9 protein-coding genes and 1 pseudogene are annotated in these 22964 nt (G+C 59.2%); 6 read left to right on the plus strand and 4 right to left on the minus strand.

The genetic code is table 11. From position 1 onward, the window contains the following. The first annotated feature begins 69 nt into the window (after positions 1 to 69). The 5 genes from PM3016_RS16155 (at position 70) to PM3016_RS38685 (ending at position 15823) form a co-directional block, all read left to right on the plus strand. Complete coding sequence (locus tag PM3016_RS16155) at positions 70 to 12765, plus strand: non-ribosomal peptide synthetase (protein ID WP_014370156.1); 12696 nt, start codon at positions 70 to 72, stop codon at positions 12763 to 12765. A gap of 230 nt (positions 12766 to 12995) precedes the next feature. Further along, a complete protein-coding gene (locus PM3016_RS16160; protein WP_014370157.1) occupies positions 12996 to 13673 on the plus strand; it encodes a response regulator transcription factor in 678 nt (225 codons plus the stop codon). Beyond that, a complete protein-coding gene (locus PM3016_RS16165) occupies positions 13670 to 14731 on the plus strand; it encodes a sensor histidine kinase (protein WP_014370158.1) in 1062 nt (353 codons plus the stop codon). The genes PM3016_RS16160 and PM3016_RS16165 overlap by 4 nt, the downstream gene beginning before the upstream one ends. 177 nt (positions 14732 to 14908) lie before the next feature. Then, the gene (locus PM3016_RS16170; RefSeq protein WP_014370159.1) at positions 14909 to 15463 is read left to right on the plus strand and encodes a TetR/AcrR family transcriptional regulator; all 555 of its coding nucleotides are present in this window, start codon (positions 14909 to 14911) and stop codon (positions 15461 to 15463) included. A 192-nt stretch (positions 15464 to 15655) separates the two neighbouring features. Beyond that, the gene (locus PM3016_RS38685) at positions 15656 to 15823 is read left to right on the plus strand and encodes a hypothetical protein (RefSeq protein WP_013916745.1); all 168 of its coding nucleotides are present in this window, start codon (positions 15656 to 15658) and stop codon (positions 15821 to 15823) included. A 99-nt stretch (positions 15824 to 15922) separates the two neighbouring features. On the opposite strand, the pseudogene PM3016_RS16175 reads toward PM3016_RS38685, so the two are convergent. From PM3016_RS16175 to PM3016_RS16195, 4 genes and pseudogenes are all read right to left on the minus strand, one after another. Then, positions 15923 to 18092 (minus strand): annotated as a pseudogene (locus PM3016_RS16175) (HelD family protein). 1276 nt (positions 18093 to 19368) lie between these two features. After that, positions 19369 to 19764, minus strand: coding sequence for a hypothetical protein (locus PM3016_RS16185; protein ID WP_014370160.1), 396 nt, complete (start codon positions 19762 to 19764; stop codon positions 19369 to 19371). 54 nt (positions 19765 to 19818) lie between these two features. Then, positions 19819 to 20217, minus strand: a complete 399-nt coding sequence (locus PM3016_RS16190; RefSeq protein WP_014370161.1) for a hypothetical protein — start codon at positions 20215 to 20217, stop codon at positions 19819 to 19821. A gap of 56 nt (positions 20218 to 20273) precedes the next feature. Further along, complete coding sequence (locus tag PM3016_RS16195; RefSeq protein WP_014370162.1) at positions 20274 to 20471, minus strand: helix-turn-helix transcriptional regulator; 198 nt, start codon at positions 20469 to 20471, stop codon at positions 20274 to 20276. 611 nt (positions 20472 to 21082) lie between these two features. On the opposite strand from PM3016_RS16195, the gene fumC reads away from it, so the two are divergent. After that, complete coding sequence (gene fumC, locus PM3016_RS16200; protein ID WP_013916752.1) at positions 21083 to 22477, plus strand: class II fumarate hydratase; 1395 nt, start codon at positions 21083 to 21085, stop codon at positions 22475 to 22477. Positions 22478 to 22964 lie beyond the last annotated feature (487 nt).

Here is a 22964-nt window from a genome sequence, read left to right on the forward strand (position 1 = left end):
CATTGCCGCGGGTGGCGTGCCCGGACCGGCACGGGCGGACTGCTTTGTACAATAGAATGGAGGTTTGTCATGAACAAAGAAACCCCAGCGGGCATTTTGCATGAGGACCCCACCCCTTCCATGACGTATTGGACAAGTCTCGGTCTCGATGAAGTGGAACGAAACGGCCTGAGCTTCGATTCCTTCGACAGTTCAGCAGTTCGGCAGGAGCGGATCGTACATACCCTTCCGGATGAGCTTGCCGGGAAAGTCATCAACATTACCAAAAACAACGACATGCTGCTGTATGTCGTGTTCCTGTCGGCACTCTCTATCGGACTCATGAAATATACGGGGCGCGAGGAGCGGATCATCGGGATTCCGGCGTATGCGCCCGGCGGACAGAAAAACCGCGCGGTGCCGAATAAAGTGCTGCCGCTCAAAACCGGCGTGTCCGGTGAATGGAGCGTCAAGCAGCTGCTCAAAGACATGCAGCAAAAGACGCTTGACGCGTATGAACATCAGTATGTGGACGTGGAAGCCCATCTTCAGCAGGCGAACGTGTGCCGGTCCCTGACGGAGCTGATCCCGATCCGGGCAGCCCTCAACACACTGCACAGCGCGAGCGATATCGAATACATAGTGAACTCCAGCAGCAGCGAATTGACCTTGGCTTTGAACAAAGGGGAAGACGGCTCGCTCGAAGCCGTGTTCGTGTATAACGCGGGATGGCTGCAGCGGGAGACGGTCGAACGGTTCGCCGGCGCCTTCTTCGAAGTGCTTGGGCAAATGCTGACGCAGCCGAACCAGGCCATTGCGGCGATCTCGATTGCAGCGGAACATGAACGGTCCCAAATTCTGTACGAGTTTAACCGTACGGACACCGCATACGCAGACAGCCGGCTGACCCTCCCGGAGCTGTTCACGGCACAAGCCGCGAAATCGCCGGACCGGACGGCCGTATGGTTCCAGGATAAGCCGTACACGTTCCGGGAGATCGAGGAGCAGTCCAATGCGCTGGCCAGGCTGCTCCAAGCCCGGGGCGTGAAGCCGGAGTCGGTTGTCGGCATTCTGCTGGAACGTTCGGTGGAGCTGATCGTCGGCATCCTGGGCGTACTGAAGTCGGGAGCGGCATACCTGCCGCTGGATCCGGGCCATCCGAAAGCCAGGAAGGAATACATTCTTCAGGAAGCGGGAGTGAAGCTGCTGCTTTCGGTTTCCCCGCTTGCAGGCGAATTGGACTACTCCGGCGAGCTGCTGGATGCCGCCGATTCCGGGCTGTTTGCAGGAGACATCCGTCCTGTCGAGCCTTGGGCCGGGCTTCACGATCTGGCCTACGTCATCTATACATCGGGAACCACAGGCAACCCCAAAGGCGTCATGGTCGAGCACCGCACGTTAAGCCTGACCCTGCTGTGGGAGCAGCAGGAATACGGTTATGGTGACCGTCATCTTTCGCTGCCGATAATCAACCATGCGTTTGACGGCTTTATCACGTCGATCTTCGCACCGCTCCTATCGGGAAGCGGCGTGATTCTGGTCAGCGGCGAGGAGATGACGAAGCCGGATGCCATCAGCGAATATGTGAGGCGCCTTCCGGTCACCCACTACATCAGCGTGCCTTCCATCTATCTGACTTTGGTCGAGTTTTTGGAGGCGGAAGACGTCCGCCACCTGCAGATGGCGACCTTCGTAGGAGAGGAGCTGCCGCTGAAAGCTATCGAGTATACCCGTCAGCTCAACCCGCAGATTGAGATTGTAAACCGGTACGGACCGTCGGAGAACACGGTAGATACGACGATCATGAGACATGTCAGTGCGGACCGGCGGCCGGGCGGAAGCGTTCCGATCGGAAGGCCCGTGGCGAACACCAAGGTATTCATTGTGGATCGGCATCATGCGCTCGTCCCGGTCGGCGTGCCGGGAGAGCTGTGCATCGGCGGCGAGCGGCTGGCCCGCGGGTATCTGAACAGGGACGATCTGACGGCCCGAAGCTTCATCCCGAGCCCCTTCGAGCCGGGCGGGACGATCTACAAAACCGGAGATTTGGCCAAGTGGCTGCCGGACGGTACGATTGAATTTCTCGGCCGAATCGACAATCAGGTAAAAATCAGAGGGGTCCGTATTGAGCTCCGGGAGATCGAAAACCGGCTGCTGAGCCACCCGGAGCTGAAAGAAGCCGTCGTCCTGGTCAAGATGAGCCCGCAGAAAGAGCCCTATCTTACAGCCTATTTCGTAGGAACCCCGCAGGCAGATCCGGCCGCTGTGAAAGCTTATCTGAAGGAGCATTTGCCCGCTTACATGGTGCCGGCTTATTTCATCCCCTTGGACCGCATGCCGCTGACCACGAACGGTAAGATCGACCGGCGGGCTCTGCCGGAGCCGGACTTCGAGCGTGCAGGGGCAGGCTTCTACCAAGCTCCGCAGACCGGGACTGAGCAGCGTCTGGCGCAGCTCTGGAGCGAAGTGCTGGGAGCGGAGCGCGTCGGCATTCACGACAACTTCTTCGATCTTGGCGGCCATTCGCTCAAGGCCACCTCGCTGCTCAGCAAGCTTCACAAGCAGATGAAGGTCAAGCTGACGCTGAAGGAGTTGTTCGGGCATCCGACCATTCGGGAGATGGCCGGCTTGATCGATACGGGAGCGGATGCTGCAGACAGCCCCTACGACCGGATCGAGCCCTGCGGTCCGCAGGAATGGTACGAGACCTCCACCTCCCAGAAACGGATGTATCTCATCCAGCAGCTCCAGAAGGGGACCGCGTACAACATGCCGCTGCTCTGCGAAGTGGAGGGAGAGTTCGACAGGCAGCGCATGGAAGCCGTGTTCCGGGGGCTGATCGACCGGCACGAGTCGCTTCGCACCTCCTTTGACAACCGGGACGGCATGATCCTGCAGAAGGTTCATCCCGAAGGCATCCCGTTCCAGCTTGTTCTGAGGCAGGCGGACGGCGAAGACGCCGAATCGCTGATGCAATCCTTCGTGCGGCCCTTTGATCTGTCGGAGGCACCGCTGTTCCGGGCGGAGCTGGCCGAGACCGGCGGGCGGATCTATCTCATGACCGACATGCATCATATCGTCAGTGACGGCGTGTCGGCTCAGCTGCTCATGCGGGAATTCGCCGAGCTTTACCGCGGCGGCGAGCTGGAGCCGCTGCGCATCCAGTACAAGGATTATGCCGCCTGGCAGAGCCGCTTTCTCCAATCGGAAGCCATGAGCCGCCAAGAGGCCTATTGGAAGGGACGGTTCGAGGGCGAGATTCCGGTGTTGACCCTGCCGTATGACCGCGTGCGTCCCGTCATGCAGAGCTTCGAAGGGGGGCGGGTCGGATTCTCGCTGGATGAATCCGAGGCGGATCTTGTACGGAGCATCGCGCGGGAGACGGGGAGCACGACCCAGATGGTGCTGCTGTCGGCCTATTACATCCTGCTGGCAAAATACAGCGGCCAGGAAGACATGGTCATCGGCAGCGCAGCCGCGGGCAGACCGCATGCGGATCTGCAGAACATCGTGGGGATGTTCGTCCATACGCTGGCGCTGCGCAATCAGGCGGCCGGTGCGAAGCGGTATTCCGAATTTTTGGCGGAAGTGAAGCGGCATGCGCTCGAGGCTTACGAGAATGACGCTTACCCGTTCGAATCGCTGGTGGATGCCATTCAGGTTGAACGCGATCCGGGCCGCAATCCGCTGTTCGACGTGATGTTCAACATGAGCCATGACGAGGAAGAATCCGAAGCGGTGCTGGAAGGCTTCCGGCTGAACCAGGTGAAGCGCGAGAGCGGTCTGTCGAAGTTTGATCTGACGCTTCATGCCAGTGAGAACAAGCGCACCATCGAATGCGGGCTGGAGTACAGCCGGGCTTTATTCGAGGCGGACACCGTGGAGAGAATGGCCCTCCATTACAAGCACATCATCAGGCAGATCGGCAGGAACCGGGAGACGCAGCTTGCCGACATCGACCTCATCACCGAGGAGGAGAAACGGGAGATCCTGGAGCAGTTTAACGCCACAAGTACCGAGTATCCGCGCGGCTTGACGATTCATGCGCTCTTTGAGGAGCAGGTCCGTAGAACGCCGGAGAGGACTGCCGCCATATACGATGGCAGGAGCGTTACCTACCGCGAACTGAACGCCCGGGCCAACCGTCTGGCGCGCGTGCTCAGAAACGAGGGGGTCGGGGCGGATATCGTCGTGGCGATCATGGTCGAACGCTCGATTGAGATGCTGATCGGTCTTCTCGGCATTCTGAAGGCCGGCGGGGCTTATCTGCCGGTCGATCCGGATTATCCGAACGAGCGGATCGAATATATGCTGAACGACTGCGAAGCGGGCATTCTGCTGACTTCCGGAGGGACGGCCCAACGATTCGCGTTTGCGGGCATCACATTCGATATCGCAGCCGAGTCGGAAAGAGCGGGCTTGGCGGAGTCTGATCCAGACACCGAGACGCAGGTCTCGCATTTGGCTTACGTCGTGTATTCGTCCGGCAGTACCGGGCAGCCGAAAGGGATCCTTGCCGAGCACCGCAATGTGGTGCGGCTGGTGAAGAATACCAACTATGTCGAGTTTCGGGAGGACGACCGCATCCTGCCTACCGGGGCGCTCGTCTTCGACGCTACGACCTTCGAGATCTGGGGCGCGCTGCTGAACGGGCTGACGCTGGTTCTGGTTCCGCAGGATACGATCCTGTCGGCGGAGAAGCTGGGACGGGCGCTGGAGGAGCACCGGATCACCATTCTGTGGCTGTCCGTAGCTTTGTTCAACCAGCTGGCCCAGGAGAAGCCGGAGATGTTCCGGCCCGTGCGCTTTATGGTCGTGGGCGGCGAAGTCCTGTCTCCGAAGCATATCAATCTCGTGCGGCACGCCTGCCCCGATCTGCAGATCTCCAATGTGTACGGGCCGACGGAGAACACGACCTTTTCCACGAGCTACCCGATCCACAGAGACTTTGATACGAATATCCCGATCGGCAGGCCGATCAGCAATACGACGGCTTATGTTGTAGGCAAGCGGGGAGAACTGCTGCCCAAAGGCGTGTTCGGAGAGCTGGTGCTGGGAGGGGACGGAGTAGCCCGGGGGTATTTGAATCTTCCGGAGCAGACGGCGGATAAATTCGTGCCGAGTCCGTTCGTCCCCGGGGAGCGGTTGTACCGGAGCGGCGATGTGGTCAGGTGGCTGTCGGACGGCAATATCGAGTTCCAGGGCCGGGCGGATACGCAGGTCAAAATCCGCGGCTTCCGCATCGAGCTGGAAGAAATCCGCCGCAGGCTGACCGGCCATCGGTCGGTCAAAGAGGCGTACGTCACCGTCCAGGAGACCGAAGAGCAGGGCAGGTTGTTGTGTGCTTACCTCACGGCGGAAGGCGGCTTCGACCGATCAGCCGTGAGGTCGTATCTCAAGGAAAGCTTGCCGGACTACATGGTTCCTTCCTATATGAAGGTGCTGGACCAGCTGCCGCTGACGACCAACGGCAAAGTGGACAAGCGGGCGCTGCCCGGCATTTCGCCGGAAGAGCTTGCGGAAGGCACTTACGAAGCGCCGCGGAACGCCGCGGAAGAGAAGCTGGTCGAGATTTGGCAGGGTGTGCTCGGCGTGCGCAGGATCGGAATCGAGGATCATTTCTTCGATCTGGGGGGACATTCGCTGAAAGCGATGGCGGCGATCGGCCTCATTCACAAGGAGCTCCATAAAGCGGTTCCTCTGCGGACGTTCTTCGAATGCCCGACAATCAAAAGCTTGAGCGGGTACTTGGAACAAACCGCTGCCGGCGTGCATGAAGGCATTCCCAAAGCCGGGGCCAAGCCTGTATATCCGGCATCCTCCGCGCAGAAGCGGATGTACACGCTGCAGCAGCTCGATCAAGAGAGCACCGCCTACAACATTCCCGCCGTGTTCCGATTGAACGGTACGATTGACCAAGCGAAGATCGAGCGCACGCTGCAGCAGCTGGTGAAGCGGCATGACGCGTTCCGCACCTCCTTTGAGACGAGGGATGGGGAAGTCGTGCAGCTCGTGCACCCGGACATTGCTTTCCAGGTGGAGGTTAGCGAAGGAGCGGGGAGCGCGGATGACCTTGCGGGTACGATTCAGCGGTTTATCCGGGTATTTGATCTCGCCCAGGCGCCGTTATTCCGGGCGGAGCTGGCCTTCACCAGTGAGGGCACGTATTTGCTGCTCGATATGCACCACATTATCTCCGACGGGGTGTCCATGGGGATTCTGGCGGAGGAGTTTGCCGGGCTGTACAGGGGAGAAGCGCTGGAGCCGCTGCGGATTCAGTACACGGATTACTCCGAATGGCAGAACGGAGGCCTGCGGTCGGAGCCTATGAAAGAGCAGAGGAACTATTGGGTCAGCCTGTTCCAGGACGAGCTGCCCGTGCTGAATATGCCGTATGATTACGAGCGGCCTGCGGTGCAAAGCTTTGAAGGCAGCACGCTGCGCCTGGCCCTCGGCGAGGCCGGGACGGAGCGGCTGCGGTCGCTCGCCAAACAAACGGGAAGCACGCTGAACATGGTGCTGCTCTCGGCCCTGTATATTCTGCTGGCCAAGTACAGCGAGCAGGAGGATATCATCGTCGGTACGCCGGTGGCAGGCCGGAACCATCCGGAACTCGCCGGCGTCGTCGGGATGTTCGTCAATACGCTGGCGCTGAGGGCACAACCTGCCGCCGCCAAAACGTATGCCGAGTTTTTGCACGAGGTCAAAGAACATTCCTTGAAGGCGTACGAGTATCAAAGCTATCCGCTGGAGGAGCTGCTCGAGCAGATCAACGCAGTCCGGGACATCAGCCGCAATCCGCTATTTGATGTCATGTTCGCTTTGAATACGGAAGAAGGTCCGCCTCCAGGGGAAGCGGAGTCCGGATGGGACGGGCTTGTCATGGATCCTGTTCGATTCGACAGCAGCATCTCCAAGTTTGACCTGAGCGTGAATGTGCTGGAGAGACCGGGCTCCCTGGACATCAGCTTCGAATACAGCTCCCGGTTGTTCAGGGAAGAGACGATCCGCCGGCTGGGCAGCCATTATCTCCAGCTGATTACCGACCTTCCCCATCTGCTGGAGGCCAAGCTTGCCGACATCGAGATGATCACGCCGCAGGAGAGGGTGAAGCTGCTGGAGGAATTCGCGGGCGTCGGCGTGAGAGAGGGGTATGCCCCCGAGGAGACGTTCCATCCGCATGTGGAAGCTCAGGCCATCCGGACCCCGGAGGAAACGGCCGTCGTGTACATGGAAGAGCGGCTGACGTACCGGGAGCTGAACGGGCAGGCCAACCGGCTGGCGCGTAGGCTCCGGGAAGCCGGGATCGGCCGCGAGTCGGTTGTCGGTATTCTGGCGGACCGTTCGGTCCATCTGCTCGTGGCCGTCCTCGCCGTATGGAAAGCCGGCGGCGCGTATGTTCCGCTGGACCCGGACTACCCGTCCGACCGCATCAGCTATATGCTGCGGGACAGCGGCGCTGCCGTGCTGCTTACCGAGAGGAGCCTCACTGGCGGTCCGCTGGCGGATGCGCTGGGAGAAAGCCCGGCCCTTCGCACGGTGCTCTGTCTGGATGATGCGGCGTCTTATGCGGAGGATGCTTCGAATCTGCCGCTGATAAACGAGCCGGGCGACATGGCCTACATCATCTACACCTCGGGAACGACAGGACTGCCCAAGGGGGTGATGATCGAACACCGCGCACTCTTGAACACGGCCGCCGCTTACCGCCGGGATTACCGGCTGGAGCGAGGCCCGGTCCGGCTGCTGCAGCTGGCCAGCTTCTCCTTCGACGTATTCGTCGGGGATATCGCCCGGACGCTGTATAACGGCGGGATGATGGTCATCTGCCCGAAGGACGACCGCATCGATCCGGCGCGGATGTACGGCTGGATTCGCGATTATGGGCTTACCGTGTTCGAATCGACGCCGGCGCTGATCGTCCCGTTCCTGCACTACCTGGCCGACAACGGGCTCGAGCTGAGCTCCATGGAGCTGCTGATTACCAGCTCCGACAGCTGCAGCGTAGCGGACTACCGCTTCATGCAGGAGCGGTTCGGCTCCCGGTTCCGGCTGATCAACGCCTATGGCGTGACCGAAGCCGCGATTGATTCCGGCTATTACGACGAGCCGCTGTGCAATCTCCCGGAAGCCGGCAATGTTCCGATCGGCAGGCCTTGGCTCAACGCCCGGTTCTACATTCTGGATGCCCGGCTGCGGCCGGTTCCCGTCGGTGTGCCCGGGGAACTGTGCATAGGCGGAGCCGGGGTCGCAAGGGGGTACCTGAACCGGCCGGAGCTCACGGAGGAGAAGTTCGTTCCGAATCCGTACGTGCCGGGCGAGAAACTGTACCGGACGGGCGATTTGGCGCGCTGGATGCCGGACGGCAACGTGGATTTTATCGGCCGGATCGACAATCAGGTCAAGATCCGCGGGTACCGGATCGAACTCGGCGAGATCGAGGCCCGTTTGCTCGGCCTCCCAGGCATACAGGAAGCGGTCGTCATCGGCCGGAAGGACGGCTCGGGGCAGATGCAGCTGTGCGCTTACTTTACGGCGGAGCATTCCCTGCCGGCAGGCGACATCAGAAGACAGCTGGCGCAGGACCTGCCCGGTTATATGATCCCCTCCTTCTTCGTGCAGCTGGAGAAGATGCCGATCACGCCGAACGGGAAGCTGGACCGCAAGGCCCTGCCCGCACCGGACGGCAAACTCCATCTCGGTGCGGAATATATCCGTCCGAGGACTCCACTGGAGGAGCAGCTTGCCCGAATTTGGCAGGAGGTGCTGGGGGTGGAGAAGGTCGGAGTCAGCGATCATTTCTTCGAACTTGGAGGACACTCCCTGAAGGCTGCTCTCCTAGTGAACCGAATACACAAGGAGCTGAACGTCGAGCTTCCGCTTCGCGAAGTGTTCCGCTGCCCAACCGTGGAGGACATGGCCCAGGCCATTGCAGGAATGGAGAAGATCGCGTACGCGGGCATCCCGGCTGCGGCTTCAAGCGCCTATTATCCGGTTTCGTCGGCGCAAAAACGTCTGTACATCCTTCAGCAGCTGGAAGGCGCGGAGATCAGTTACAACATGACAGGCGTGCTCGTGCTGGACGGAGAGCTGGACCGGACCCGGTTCGAGGAAGCATTCCGCAAGCTGATCGCCCGGCATGAAGCGCTGCGCACCGGCTTTGAGCTGGTGGAAGGCGAACTAGTTCAGCGGATCGAGCCGGAGGTGAAGTTCGCTGTGGAATTCACGCAGGCGGACGAGGAAGAAGCGCATGACATCGTACGCCGCTTTGTCCGCAAGTTTGAACTGACGCAGCCGCCCCTGCTTCGCGTAGGATTGATCGAGCTGTCGAAGCAGCGGCATCTTCTGATGCTGGATCTGCATCACATCATCTCCGACGGGGTGTCGATGGACATTCTGACCGAAGAGTTCGGGCGCTTGTATTTCGGTGAGGGGCTCCCTCCGCTGTCCGTTCAATATAAAGATTATGCCGTTTGGCAGCAGTCGGCGGAGCAGCAAGCGCTGGCGGCCGGCCATGAAGCGTACTGGCTGCAGCAGTTCCAAGGGGAGCTGCCCGTACTGCAAATGCCGACGGACTATGACCGTCCTGCCGTGCGAAGGTTTGAAGGCAGCACCTATTCTTTCCATATGGATGCGCAGCTTGGCGGGAAGCTGAAACGGCTGGCCGCGGACAACGGAGCGACCCTGTATATGGTGCTGTTTGCAGCGTACGTCATACTTCTTCATAAATACACCGGGCAGGAGGACCTGATCGTTGGAACGCCGGTTGCCGGCAGAACCCACCCGGACGTGCAGCCGCTGGTCGGGATGTTCGTCAACACGCTTGCCATCCGCAGCTATCCGGCGAGAACCAAGAGCTTCCGGTCGTATCTGCAGGAAGTGAGGGAAGCGACGCTGGAGGCCTATGAGCATCAAAGCTATCCGTTCGAGGAGCTGGTTGAGAAGCTGCAGGTGTCCCGGGATTTGAGCCGCAATCCGTTGTTTGACGTGATGTTTGTCCTGCAGAACACGGAGAACAGGGCACTGGAGCTGGAAGGACTGCAGCTTACCGCCTATCCGAACCAAAACACGGTGGCCCGCTTTGACTTGACCCTGGATGTAACGGAGAACAGCGAAGGGCTGGCCTGCCGGATCGAATATGCTGCAGCGCTGTATGCGAAGGAAACCATCGAACGCTTTGCGGTGCACTTCAGACAGCTGCTTACGGCCATCGCCGGTGGACAAGATGCGCCGATTGCCGCGCTGGGCATTCTGACGTCTGCCGAGCAGAAGCAGCTGTACCGGGAATTCAACGATACCGCCGCGGACTATGAGTCCGGCAAAACGATTCATGAGCTGATCGAGGAGCAAGCGGAGCGGACGCCGGATGGCACGGCTGTCGTGTTCGAAGGCCGGCGGCTGACGTATAGTGAGCTGAACCAACGCGCAAACCGGCTCGCACGCAGGCTGAGAGCGCTCGGGGTACAGCCGGACCAGCCGGTCGGACTGATGCTGGAGCGCTCCCTGGAGATGGTCGTCGGGCTGCTCGCGGTCTTGAAGGCCGGAGGCGCCTACGTGCCGATCGACCCGGAATACCCGGAGGACCGGATCCGTTATATGCTGGAGGATTCCGGCACGCAGCTTCTGCTGCTGCAGAGCCGTTTGCGGGAGCGAATCCATTTTACTGGCACGGTGGTTCCGGTCGATGACGAATCCCTGTACGGCGGCGAAGACAGCTCCAACCTTCCGCCGGTGCCCGGCCCAAGCCATCTCGCTTACATCATCTATACGTCAGGGACAACAGGCAGACCCAAAGGGGTGATGCTGGAGCACCGCGGGTTATGCAGCTTGAAGCGGGTGTTCGACGGGGTCCTGCGCATGACGCAAGAGGACCGTGTCGTTCAGTTCGCCAGTCTGTCCTTTGATGCGGCCACGTGGGAAGTGTGCCAAGCCTTATTCTTTGGCGCAGCCCTGTATATTCCGTCCAAGGAAACGATTCTCGACTATCCGGCTTTCGAGCGGTACATGAACGCGAATGCCATCACCACGGCTACCCTGCCGCCGGCGTATGCCGCATATTTGAAACCGGAGCGGCTGCCGGGCATGACCAAGCTGATCACAGCCGGCTCCGCCTCCTCCATGGAGCTGGTCCGCCAGTGGCAGAGCCGGGTCCGCTATTTCAACGCCTATGGCCCGACCGAGGATTCCATCTGCACGACGGTCTGGGAGGCTTCGGCGGGAATCAGCGGGCTGAAGTCCGTGCCGATCGGCCGACCGATCGCCAATCACCGGATTTACATCGTGGACGCGGACCTGCAGCCTCAGCCGGTCGGGGTGGTCGGCGAACTGTGCATCGCAGGAGTTGGCCTGGCCCGGGGGTATTGGAACCGGCCGGATCTTACGGCAGAGAAGTTCGTCATGAGCCCGTTCCTGCCCGGCGAGCGGATGTACCGAAGCGGCGACCTGGCCAGATGGCTTCCGGACGGCAGCATCGAATATGTGGGCCGCGCGGACCATCAGGTGAAGATCCGCGGCTTCCGGATCGAGCTCGATGAGATTGAGCGCAGGCTGGCCGGTTATCCGGCCATTACCGAGGCGGCCGTGATAGCCAAAGAAAACGGGCGTCGGGGCAAATATCTGTCCGCTTATGTCACGGTCAGCGGTGTCTTCGACAAGGCCGGCATCATCGCCTATCTGAAGGAAAGCCTGCCGGATTACATGGTGCCGGCTCACTTGAAAGCACTCGATGGTCTTCCGCTGACGCCGAACGGCAAGGTGGACAAGCGGGCCTTAGCGAATCTTCCGGCGGACGAGCTGGAGGGCAGAGTATATGAAGCGCCGGGGAACCCGACGGAAGCCCGGCTGGCTGCGATCTGGGAAGAGGTGCTCGGGATCCCGGGCATCGGGATCCAGGATCATTTCTTCGAAGCGGGCGGCAGCTCGCTGAGCCTCGTGAAGCTGTCGTCGATGATCAAGGATGAGTTCCATGTCAGTCTGCCGTTAACCAGCCTGTACAAATATCCGACGATCAAGCTGCTCTCGCCGTTCCTCCTGCATGAAGAGCTGAGATCCAAGCTGGAGGAAGACGGGCTGGCCTTATTGAATGAGAAGCAGGATGCGCATCTGTTTGCCTTTCCTCCGATCGCCGGACTCGGAATCGTGTACAGCGAATTGGCCCGGAGTCTCGATTCGCATTCCTTCTACTCGTTTGATTTTATCGAAAGCGAGGACCGCATCGAGCGGTATGTGAAGCTGATCACGGCTGTGCAGCCGGAAGGGCCGTACGTGCTGTTCGGTTATTCGGCGGGAGGCAATCTGGCGTTCGAAGTGGCGGTGGAATTGAACCGGCGGGGCCTGGAGGTCTCGGATGTGATCATGCTGGACAGCGGCAAATTCGACAGCACGGCCGTCCAAATCCAGGACGGCGATCAGCGGCGCCTGCACGATGAGCTGATGGAAGAAGCCGCGGGCCATCCGTATTACAAAGCGCTGCTGGACAACGAGTCCTTCCGGCAGAAGCTGGTGGAACGAATCCGCATCTATTCCGGCTATCTGAACAGCATGAGCAACGATGAGATCATACAGGCCTCTATCCATCTGGTCGAATCCGAGAAGGAAGGAGAGGCTCCGAACAGCGTGAATGCCTCCTCTGCCCCTCTGGATTGGAGCCATTATACGACCAAGGACTTCAAGCGTTATCCGGGGTTTGGAACGCACGGGGAGATGATCGCCGGCGCCAACCTGCTCTCCAATGCAGCCGTGCTTGCGGAGATCTTGAAGCAAACGAGCAAAATCGAAGTTTTTTGATATCAAAGTATCGTGTAAAATGAAGGCCTCCGCTTGAGCGGTGAGAAAATGAAAGATCCAAGAGGATGAGCGGTCCGCAGGGAATTTCCCTCGGCGCTCATCCTTTTTGGAATGTAAGAAGGTGTATCTCACCAGGGTTCGATCCGCATCCCCCGAAGTTTGAAGATCGCTCCATAGCATGGTACTATTTTTATATAAAACTAGATATTGAGGAAGAGGTTGGAAAATGAATGTACAACGTGCTCATCATCGAGGATGACAAGGACATGGCGGAAGCGATGCGGAAGCTGCTTGTCAATTGGGGCTATCAAGCCAGCGTCATCTGCGAAGGGTTCGAACAGATCTGGAAGCCGTTCGAAGCGGCCGAGCCTCATATCGTGCTCCTTGATATAAACATTCCTGCATTTGACGGGTTCTATTGGTGCCGCAAAATCAGAGAGGTGTCGAGCGTTCCCATCGTATTCGTTTCCTCACGGGACAGCGCTATGGATATCGTTCTGGCGATGAACAGCGGGGGGGACGATTATATCCAGAAGCCGTTTGACGCCCATGTCCTCGTAGCGAAGCTGCAGGCCATCATTCGGCGCACGTATGAATACAGGACGGCGGAGACACAGCTCATCGAATGCAGTCAGGTCATTCTGAATCTGAACGATACCAAGCTATATTACGGGGAAGAGTGCCTGGAACTCACGAAGAACGAATTCCGGATGCTGCGGACGCTGATGGAGAACAGAGGCCGGGTCGTGACGCGGGAAAGCTTGATGAAGCAGCTTTGGAATGATGACCTGTACGTAAACGAGAACACGCTCACGGTGAACATGAACCGTTTAAGGAAAAGGCTTGAGGAGATCGGGGTCGGAGATTGGATACAAACGAAAAAAGGAATGGGATACCTGATTCCATGAGGCTGCGCGATTATGTGAGGATGAACAAGCTGTGGCTCACCGGCAATCTGGTGCTGCTGCTTCTGGTGAACGGAGTGCTGTTCAGCAGCTCAGCGCTCGCCCAGGAGACGGCGGATCTCGTTTATATGGACGTGCTGATTCTATCGGCACAGCTCTGCCTGTTCGGATACGGTTATGTCCGGCAAAGAAGGGCTTATGCCGCTTTCCTGGACCATTTCGGGCCGCAGCGCAAGGGACGGGGGACTGTGCCTGCCGGTGATGTGTATTTCGATACGATGACGAGGCTGCTGAGCGATCACAAGCAGCAGTACCGGATCGCGGAGGAAAGCTATAAGAAAAACATGAACGATACCCAGGAGTACATGACGCAGTGGGCGCACGATATCAAGGTGAATCTGGCCGTGTGCGATTTGCTGCTCGGTGAGGTGGAGAACGGCCACGAGCTTCGCACCCAGGTCGAGCAGATCAAGTTCCGGATCAATCAGGTGCTTCAAATGACAAGAGCGAACCATTACCGGGAAGATATGGCGGCGGAAGAGGTGGACATCCGTCAGGAACTGAGGAATGCCATTAAGGAAAACTCCCTGTTCTTCATTCATAAAAATATCGAGATTGAGACGGACCTGAAGCCGTTTACGGTGATCAGCGACAAAAAATGGGTATTTGATATCTTCTGTCAAATTTTGAACAACTGCAGTAAATATACGGCTTCGGGCGGCCGTCTGATCATCACCGCTCACGAGACGGACCGTGCGTATGATGTACGCATTCGCGATAACGGAATCGGGATTCCGCGCGAGGACCTTCCCCGCATTTTTGACAAGGGCTTTACCGGCCGAAACGGCAGACTCGGGACGAAATCCACCGGAATGGGGCTGTATTACGCGAAGAAAATGGCCGACCGCTTGCGCATCGGGCTGGAAGCGGCAAGTGAAGAAGGGGTTTATACCGAATTTACGGTCACCTTCTATAAGCTGTCCGATGATTACAACGCTGCTGCTTCCGCTTATTCCAAAGCATCCAACACCCTGGCCAGCAGGGGCTCGGGAGAGATATGAACGGCCCGCGCCCCCGGGAGGCTTCGATACACAGGGAATCCCGGGGGGACCGAGCTTGCGTTGGCGGGTGTGATCTGGTAAGCTAAGAATGTAGTAATTGATCAATCACTAATTAGAACGGCACAACAGGATGCATCCTTGATTCACCATCATCATTTCAGAAAAGAGGGATTGGCTATGGCCCGGGAATCCGGAAGAACGGCGGAAGGGGAGGCGGCGTCCGTCAGCCGCAGGGAAGAGATTCTGGAAGCGGCCGTCAGCGTCTTCGCACAGTGGGGGTATTACAAGGCGACCACGGCTCATGTTGCGGAGCGGGCGGGCATCTCGCAGCCTTATGTGTTCAAGTTTTTCAAGACGAAGGAAGAGCTCTTCACGGCGGCGCTGCAGCGGGCCTTCGGCCGGATCCGGCGCGTCTTCGACGGGGTGCAGGCCCCGCGGGAAGCGCTGCTCGGGAAGATGATCGCCGCCTACGAAGGGCTGATGACCACGCATCATCAGGAGATTGTGCTGCAGGTCCACGGCCAGACGATTCCCGAGGAAGGCATCCGCGAGACGATGCGGACCGGCTTGAGGGAAGTGTGGTCGCAGGTGGAGAACAAGTTCCGTGAAGCGGGGCTGCCCGATCCCGAGGTGCTCACGAGCACGTTCATGGCGAACGGGATGCTCTGTCACGTATCCGCCGTGCTGGGGATGCCGGAGATCAAGCCGGTGCATAAGGCCGGAGCGGAGTAATTGCAATGGAGCACACCTGAATCCGTGGTTGCCTGAAGAATGTACTGCCAATGCGATGGATATCCGGGAGCAGATCCGGCATTTCGGTTGTACAGGCAGCTGTAATTGTGGTAAAATATTCCATAATAAGTCTTGATTGCTCCTGCTCCAGTAAGTAGTAGCAGCTCGGCAGCGGAGGCTGGTGATGGAATCGTGAAAAACCTGATCTACAGTCTCGTCAGTACCTTTGTGATTGGAGTCGGAACGATTTACTTATACGGCAGGATCATCAACTTCACGGTTCCTTTGCTGTCCGTCGGGATCGTTCTGGCCGGTTATCTGCTCGTGCACCTGGTGAGACGATGGAGCTCGCATCGATAAGAGGTCATGGTAATCGTAAAAAAGCAGAACAAAGCGGAGTCTCCAAACGGGACTCCGCTTTGTTTATTGGACAGCTGCTTTTCCTCGTAACCTCGGCTCTCAGGTGTGCCGGACAAAGTCGCCTTCGACTCCTGCGATCAGCGGGGAAGGCTCGCCGCTGTAGAGGAGCTTCAGCTCATGCAGCGCCCGGGTGCAGCCGACGTAGAGCAGCTTCGCGTCCTGCGGCGAGGCCGCGTAGTGGAGCGGGTCGACGTCCGTAAGGAGCACGGAGTCGAATTCGAGGCCCTTGGCCATGTACACGGGCACGATGGAAACGCCGCCCTCGTACTGCTGCTGGCCGGGCACGATCAGGTTCACGCCGCTGCAGCCGGCGGCCTCCAGGGCCGTATGCAGCTCGCGGCACCGCTCTTCGGTGCGGGCGAGCACGGCCAGCGTGCCGGACCCTTCGCGGGCGCGGTGGGCCGAGATGTCCGCAGCAAGCCTTGCGGGCATCTCGGCTTCCTGTGTGCGCAGCAGCTCCACCGGCTCGCCGCTGCGGAACACCGGGACGGCCAGGGAGGCCGGCTCAGCGATGCCGCGCTTCAGCACCTCGTTCGCGAAGTAGATGATCTCCATTGTCGAGCGGTAGCTCCGGTTCAGCGAGTAGTAGGCCCGGTTCTCCTCCGGGAATAGCGACAGAAGCTCCTGCCAGTCGTGTACGCCCTGGTAGGCGTGGATGCCTTGGGACAAGTCCCCAAGGATCGAGAAGGACCCGTTCTTCGTATGCAGCGAGAGCAGCGCTATCTGGAACGGCGAGAAATCCTGCGCTTCGTCAATCACCGTATGGTCGAACCGGAGATCGCCGTGGATGCCGTAGAACCGCTGGCGGATATACATGAGTGCCGGGAGATCTTCCGGCTGCACTTTTTTCTTCTTCGCGAGCTTGAGCGTCTCGGCGCGCAGGTCTTCCGGCAGGAAGGTGTGCGGGGCATCCTCTCCACCGGCCGCGAAGGCAGGCGGCGTATCGGCGAAGAGCTCCCTGTAGAAGCTGAACGGCGTGTATTCCGTCCACTGCTTCCCGAACTCCCGCAGCTTGGCCGAGGACTTTTTCTTATAGTCCTTCTTGAGGTGGACCTGCCAGACCTTCTCGAGCTCCATCTCGGTCCAGCGCTTGATCCGCGCCAGCACGCGCTCCCGGCGCTTCATCAGCGGCTCGTGCTTGTACTCGGTTTCGTACCACGTCCTGATCTGGCGGCGGGGCAGCCGGGCTCCTTCCCAAGGGGGAGAAGTCGGCCTGCGGCACCGCCGCCGCCTCGTACGCGTCCAGCTGCCGGTCCAGCCACTGCATGAAGCGAATGGAGCCCTTGAACCGGCCGGGGGCCTTCTCGTCGATGACGGGACGGTTCTTCCCCGAGCCGAACCAGTAGCGCAGCCGCTCGGCCGGATCGGCCAGCGCCACCTCCTGCTCCAGCAGGTCCAGCGCCCAGTCCGCGAAGGTCGTCTGCTGGATATGCCCGACGCCCAGCTCCGGCAGCACGCCCGAGATGTAGTCGAGGAACATGCGGCTTGGGGCGAAAATAATCATTTTCTCCGCTTTGACCTGATCTCTGTAATGATAGAGAAGGTAAGCCAGACGATGGAGGGCGACGGTCGTCTTCCCGCTTCCCGCGACCCCCTGGATGACGAGCGCGTGGTTTTTGCCCGCCCGGATGATCGCATCCTGCTCCGCCTGGATCGTGGATACGATGTCGCGGAGCTTGTTATCCTTGTTCTCGCCGAGCCGGTAGAGCAGGAACTCGTCCGTTACCGCCGGATCGTCGCCTTCCCGGTCGAACGTGTCGACGACCCGCTGCAGGATCTGCTTGCGGATGACAAGGTTGCGCTTCAGGTAGACGAGGCCCTCGATCGTACCATCCGGCGATTCATACTGTGCGCTCTCGCTGCCGCCCGTGAAGGAATAGAAGAGGCTGGCAACCGGCGCCCGCCAGTCCACGACGAGCAGCTCGGGCGAGTCCGCTTTTTCCACACCGAACTTGCCTATGTATAAGGGCTGCGGCCCTTCCTTGCCTGCCTCCTGAAAGTCCAGCCGTCCGAAGTAGGGCTCGGGTCTGGCGTGGGTGAGGCTGCGCCGTTTGTTGTCGCGGATGGACTCCAGCACCTGCTCGGTCAGGTCCGGCCCCGTGTACACAGGCACGCCCTGCAGGTAAGAGAGCTGCTCCTCCATCTCTTGGATCGTACTCTCGAGGCGTTCAAGTTCCTCGCTGTAGGCTTGCTGCAGACCGGATTCCAAGTTGTTTCACCCTCCGTTCGAATATGCTTTTGCTGTGGATGGATCACGTTTCCTTGTTTTGACAGGAGTAATACTATAGCACACGGCCTGGGCGGCTGCAAGTGATTTGAAGCGTTTTTATGACGGCGGCGGGCGCTTCGCGGCGGGGGCTGAATAAGGGGGCTCCGCCTCTGGGAAGGAGCAGGGGACACGGCGGTGGGCGTGCTTCAGAGAAACAGGAAGGGGGGAGCGAGGGGGGCAAGCGAGGAAAGGAACGAGGAAACTGGAAGAGAGTGAGGAACACGGTGGAATGAGGAAGAGAGAGCGGGGAAGTGGAGGGGTGCGAGGAGTGCAGATACAGGGGTTCGAAGTAACTGGTGGGGACGAGGAAGGCAGGGGGGAGAAATTGAAGGGGGCCTGCCTGGTAACGTGTGGGAACGAGGGGAGAGAAGGGGACTGAGGATGCTGGGAAACTGAGGGGGACGGGAAAAACGGTGGGAGCTACGCAGCGTGGGATCATGGAATGCCGGTGGAACGAGGACGCGGCCGGAAAGGGCGTGGGAAAAGAGAAGAGCTAGCCATGCCATGCGGAGGGGCACAAGGGAACCGGAGGAGAAGAACAAGGCGGGCAAGGGTCCGGGTGGAAACAGGGGAAATAGGAGGACGCCAGGAAAAAGGAGGATGCAAGAGATTCGGAAGTGCACAGGGGAAGCTCAGGTGGACCAAGACAAGGGCGGAAGGGTGCCGGGAAAGAAAGGAACGAAGAATTACGGTGGGGAGCAAGTGGACCGGAGGAGAACAGAGCGGGGAATACCGCACCAATCTAAATAAAGGAACTCCGATGCCTTATTCGAGTATTTCCCATCATTTCCCGTCAAATAGCGGAACCCAGATGCGTTATGGGCACCGATTTCCTCCAAAACCAGGCTCGATCATCGAAATAGCGAACTTCAGTTCCTCTATTCTCGAAAAAGCCCCTGCGGCGGGGCCGATAGCGCACTGAAGTTCCGTTATTTTCTTTTTCCCCGTGGTTGAGAGCTTCGGAAGGGGTTCCCGGGATCTCAGAGGGTCCAATCGGAGCATGCATACCGCGCAGATCAGCTGCGGTTCTCCGTCATTCGAGCCTATTAAGTGTCTTAGGTACTCCAGAGCTCTCTGGATTCTTCACAGACTCTCGCTCACCCGGGTTTTCGTCGAACCGGCACCCAAGTCAAGCCCATACGTGCGGTTTCAGCCCGAGTATAGTGCTGGGAGCTTCACGGACCGCCTGAGTTGGCGCTGCCGCCCGCATTGCAGGCTAGCGGTGCTTGCGGGCCTTCCACCATTCAACGACGGGCTGAAGGATAAGGGCGGCGCACAGCACGACGAATAAGGGCACATTGCTGACGAACTCCCCATTGCGGCGTCCCAGCCACAGATCAACAATAAACATCAACAGCAGCAGCACCAGCAGAACATGGTAGCTGAAGGCCGCACTCTCGGTGGAGAAGGTTTTTCCCCGTTCATCCCGTTCTTCCTCCATGGAATTCCATGTGAACGTGTTCAGGAGCGTGTGAAGGACCAAGGCAAGCAGGAACAGATCCATGATGCTGATCGACTGGCCTTCGAGCAGCTTCCCAGCAGCAGAACCAACCATATAAAGCGCGGCGGCGCAAACGGCTGCCCGGCGGACCAGCTGAAGAAGTGGAGGCATGGCGGACATCCTTCCTTTTCTGGGATAGGGTTTGCGGGCTCGGATCTCCCGGATCTAGCGGTATTTGCGTGCCATCCACCATTCGATGCAGGGCTGCAGCACCATGCCTGCGCACAGCGCGGCGAACAGCAGCTCATGATCGATGCTTCCGCTGCCGCGTCCCCTCCATTCTCCGATAAGGAACAGCAGCAGTAACACCACAAGCATGGCATAGTAGCTCAGCGACGCGCTCTCTGTCGCGATGGAAACGCCCATCTCATCCCGTTCCTCCTCAGACGTATTCCAGGTGAATACGTTGAAGAATGTGATAAGGGCTATGGGAATCGAGATCAGGTCACTTTCGGTGAGAGGTTTGCCCTGAAGCAGCTTGGCGGCATTGAGGCCGAGAATGGCCAGAATGGCAGTTGCAGCAAGGGTACGGCGGATCCGTGTAAGGGAGGGCGGTTTGGGCATATTCGGATCTCTTCCTTTCGGGGGGATTGGAACGGATCGGTATTCCGCTCACAAAGTCAGGACTTGCCGCCGCAGAACAACTCGTCTACCGTCACCCCCAGCACCCGGGCCAGCTGAAAAGCCAGGGAGAGACTCGGATCATACTTGTTGTTCTCGATGGCATTGATCGTTTGGCGGGACACCGCGCAGGCTTGGGCGAGATCGTCCTGTGAGAGGCCCTTGGCCTTCCGGCGCTCTTTGATGTCATTTTGCATGGAGAGCTCCCTTGTGGATGTCAAACATGTTTGACACTATTGTAGATGGGGAATCCAGAATATGTCAATTGTTATTTGGTAGAAAAAGGACGGATGTCAAAAAGTTACCGGACAACCGGTGCTAGTGCCGTTAGCGTGCCATATTCAGTGCAGGCGGGGGAATACGATACGGTAGGGAGGAGTTCCAGGAGTTCGGCTGGAGGCGCCGCCAGGATCAGCATGACAATACATTAGTAGAAGGAATACCGGCGATAGGCTGCACTTTTACCTAAATGAAAGAAGGGTTATAATCAAAACGATACCAGATATTGGCTGGCCTGCCTTTGATGATAACGGTTGGCTGATCCGCCTGGGATGAGGCACTCCTGATTCGGCAAAAAGTATACTCATGCCAATCCGCTTGCCGGACACCCGCTGCATCTGCTCCTCGTCTGTGCGGCGTTCGTGTATGTTCTTCGTTCGGGCTCCCGTTGTCGCCCTGGTTCTGCTGGGATTCTCACGGATGGCCTCGGGAGCCGGGCGGCGCGTTCCACGATCCGCCCAACCGAATGGAAGGAGCAGGAAACGGGGTAATATAAGTGGATGAGATCAAGTCAAGGAGAGTGACGAGAATGGAAGGGTTCAGAATCGAACGCGATACGATGGGCGAAATCAAAGTGCCGGCGGATAAGCTGTGGGGCGCGCAGACGCAGCGCAGCAGCGAGAACTTCCGCATCGGTACGGAGCGGATGCCGCTCGAGGTGGTGCATGCCTTCGCCATCCTGAAGAAGGCGGCGGCAAGGGCCAACGAGCGGCTCGGCAAGCTGGAGCCGGAGAAGGCGGAGGCGATCTCCGCAGCGGCGACGGAGATCATCGAGGGCAGGTGGGACGACGAGTTCCCGCTCGTCGTCTGGCAGACCGGCAGCGGCACGCAGTCCAATATGAACGCGAACGAGGTCATCGCCCACCTGGCCACCAAGCGGCTGGAGGAGGGGGGCAAGTCGGTGCGGATTCATCCGAATGACGATGTGAACCGCTCCCAGAGCTCCAACGACACGTTCCCGACCGCGATGCATATCGCGGGTGTGCTGGCGGTCGAGAAGCGCCTGCTGCCGGCCCTGGCCGAGCTTCAGGACACGCTGAAGTCGAAGATGGAGGAGTTCAGCGACATCGTGAAGATCGGGCGCACGCATCTGCAGGACGCCACGCCGCTGACGCTCGGCCAGGAGATCAGCGGCTGGTGGGCGATGCTCGAGAAGAGCGGCGTGATGATCCGGCAGAGCGTGGAGACGATGCGCGAGCTTGCTATCGGCGGGACGGCCGTCGGCACCGGGCTCAATGCCCATCCGAAGTTCGGGGACACGGCGGCCGAGGAGATTTCGAAGGAAACGGGCATCCCGTTCGTGTCCTCGGACAACAAGTTCCACGGCCTGACGAGCCACGACCAGATCGTCTATACGCATGGGGCGATCAAGGCACTGGCGGCGGATCTGATGAAGATCGCCAACGATGTCCGCTGGCTCGCCAGCGGTCCGCGCTGCGGCATCGGCGAGATCCGCATCCCGGAGAACGAGCCGGGCAGTTCGATCATGCCGGGCAAGGTGAACCCGACGCAGAGCGAAGCGCTGACGATGGTCGTCTGCCAGGTGATGGGCAATGACGCGGCGATCGGGTTCGCGGCCTCCCAGGGGAATTTTGAGCTCAATGTGTTCAAGCCGGTCATCATCCACAATTTCCTGCAGTCCGTCCGGCTCCTCGCCGACAGCATGGAATCCTTCAACCGCAACTGCGCGGTCGGCATCGAACCGGACCGGGCGGTGATCCAGCGCTATCTGGAGCAGTCGCTGATGCTGGTAACGGCGCTCAACCCGCATATTGGGTACGAGAAGGCGGCGTCCATCGCGAAGACAGCCCACAAGGAAGGGCTTACCCTGAAGGAGGCGGCGATGCGCAGCGGGTATTTGACGGCGGAGCAGTTCGACAGCATCGTGCGGCCCGAGGACATGATTCATCCCTGGGAATCGTAAGCGGATTTTCCATAAAATACAGAGCGCACCATAGAGCTCCGTTCAGCGGGGCTCTGTTTTTGCTGCCCAGGCGTTCCGTCCGGGCACTTCTGAATGCCGTCCGGATCGTCCCGCAGCCCTTAAGACCGCAGGAAAAGAATGGGGAGCCGTCCGGATCCTCGATCCCGACGACAAGGGTTGGGTCTGTGGGCCCGGGGGTATGCCTCAGCCAGTACCGGGACTTCGTGCAGGGCCTACGCCCTTACTTCCAGCCTACCTCTGTGCAGGGTGGATTTACCAAGGAGAGGAGAATCCCCTTGTTTCCTCCCGGAAGCAGGGGGATTCCCGCCTCTTCCCATGCCGTTAGCCTCTTTCGGGCACCATGAATGCAGGTCCTGAGGCTCTTCTGGTAATAATGCCGAAATGCCTATTAAAATGGATGTCAAGCATAAAAAACATAGTTCATTAAGCACATGGAAACTCCCCTAAATCCCGATAAGATATGGCT

Source organism: Paenibacillus mucilaginosus 3016 (assembly GCF_000250655.1).
Taxonomy (GTDB): Bacteria; Bacillota; Bacilli; order Paenibacillales; family NBRC-103111; genus Paenibacillus_G; species Paenibacillus_G mucilaginosus.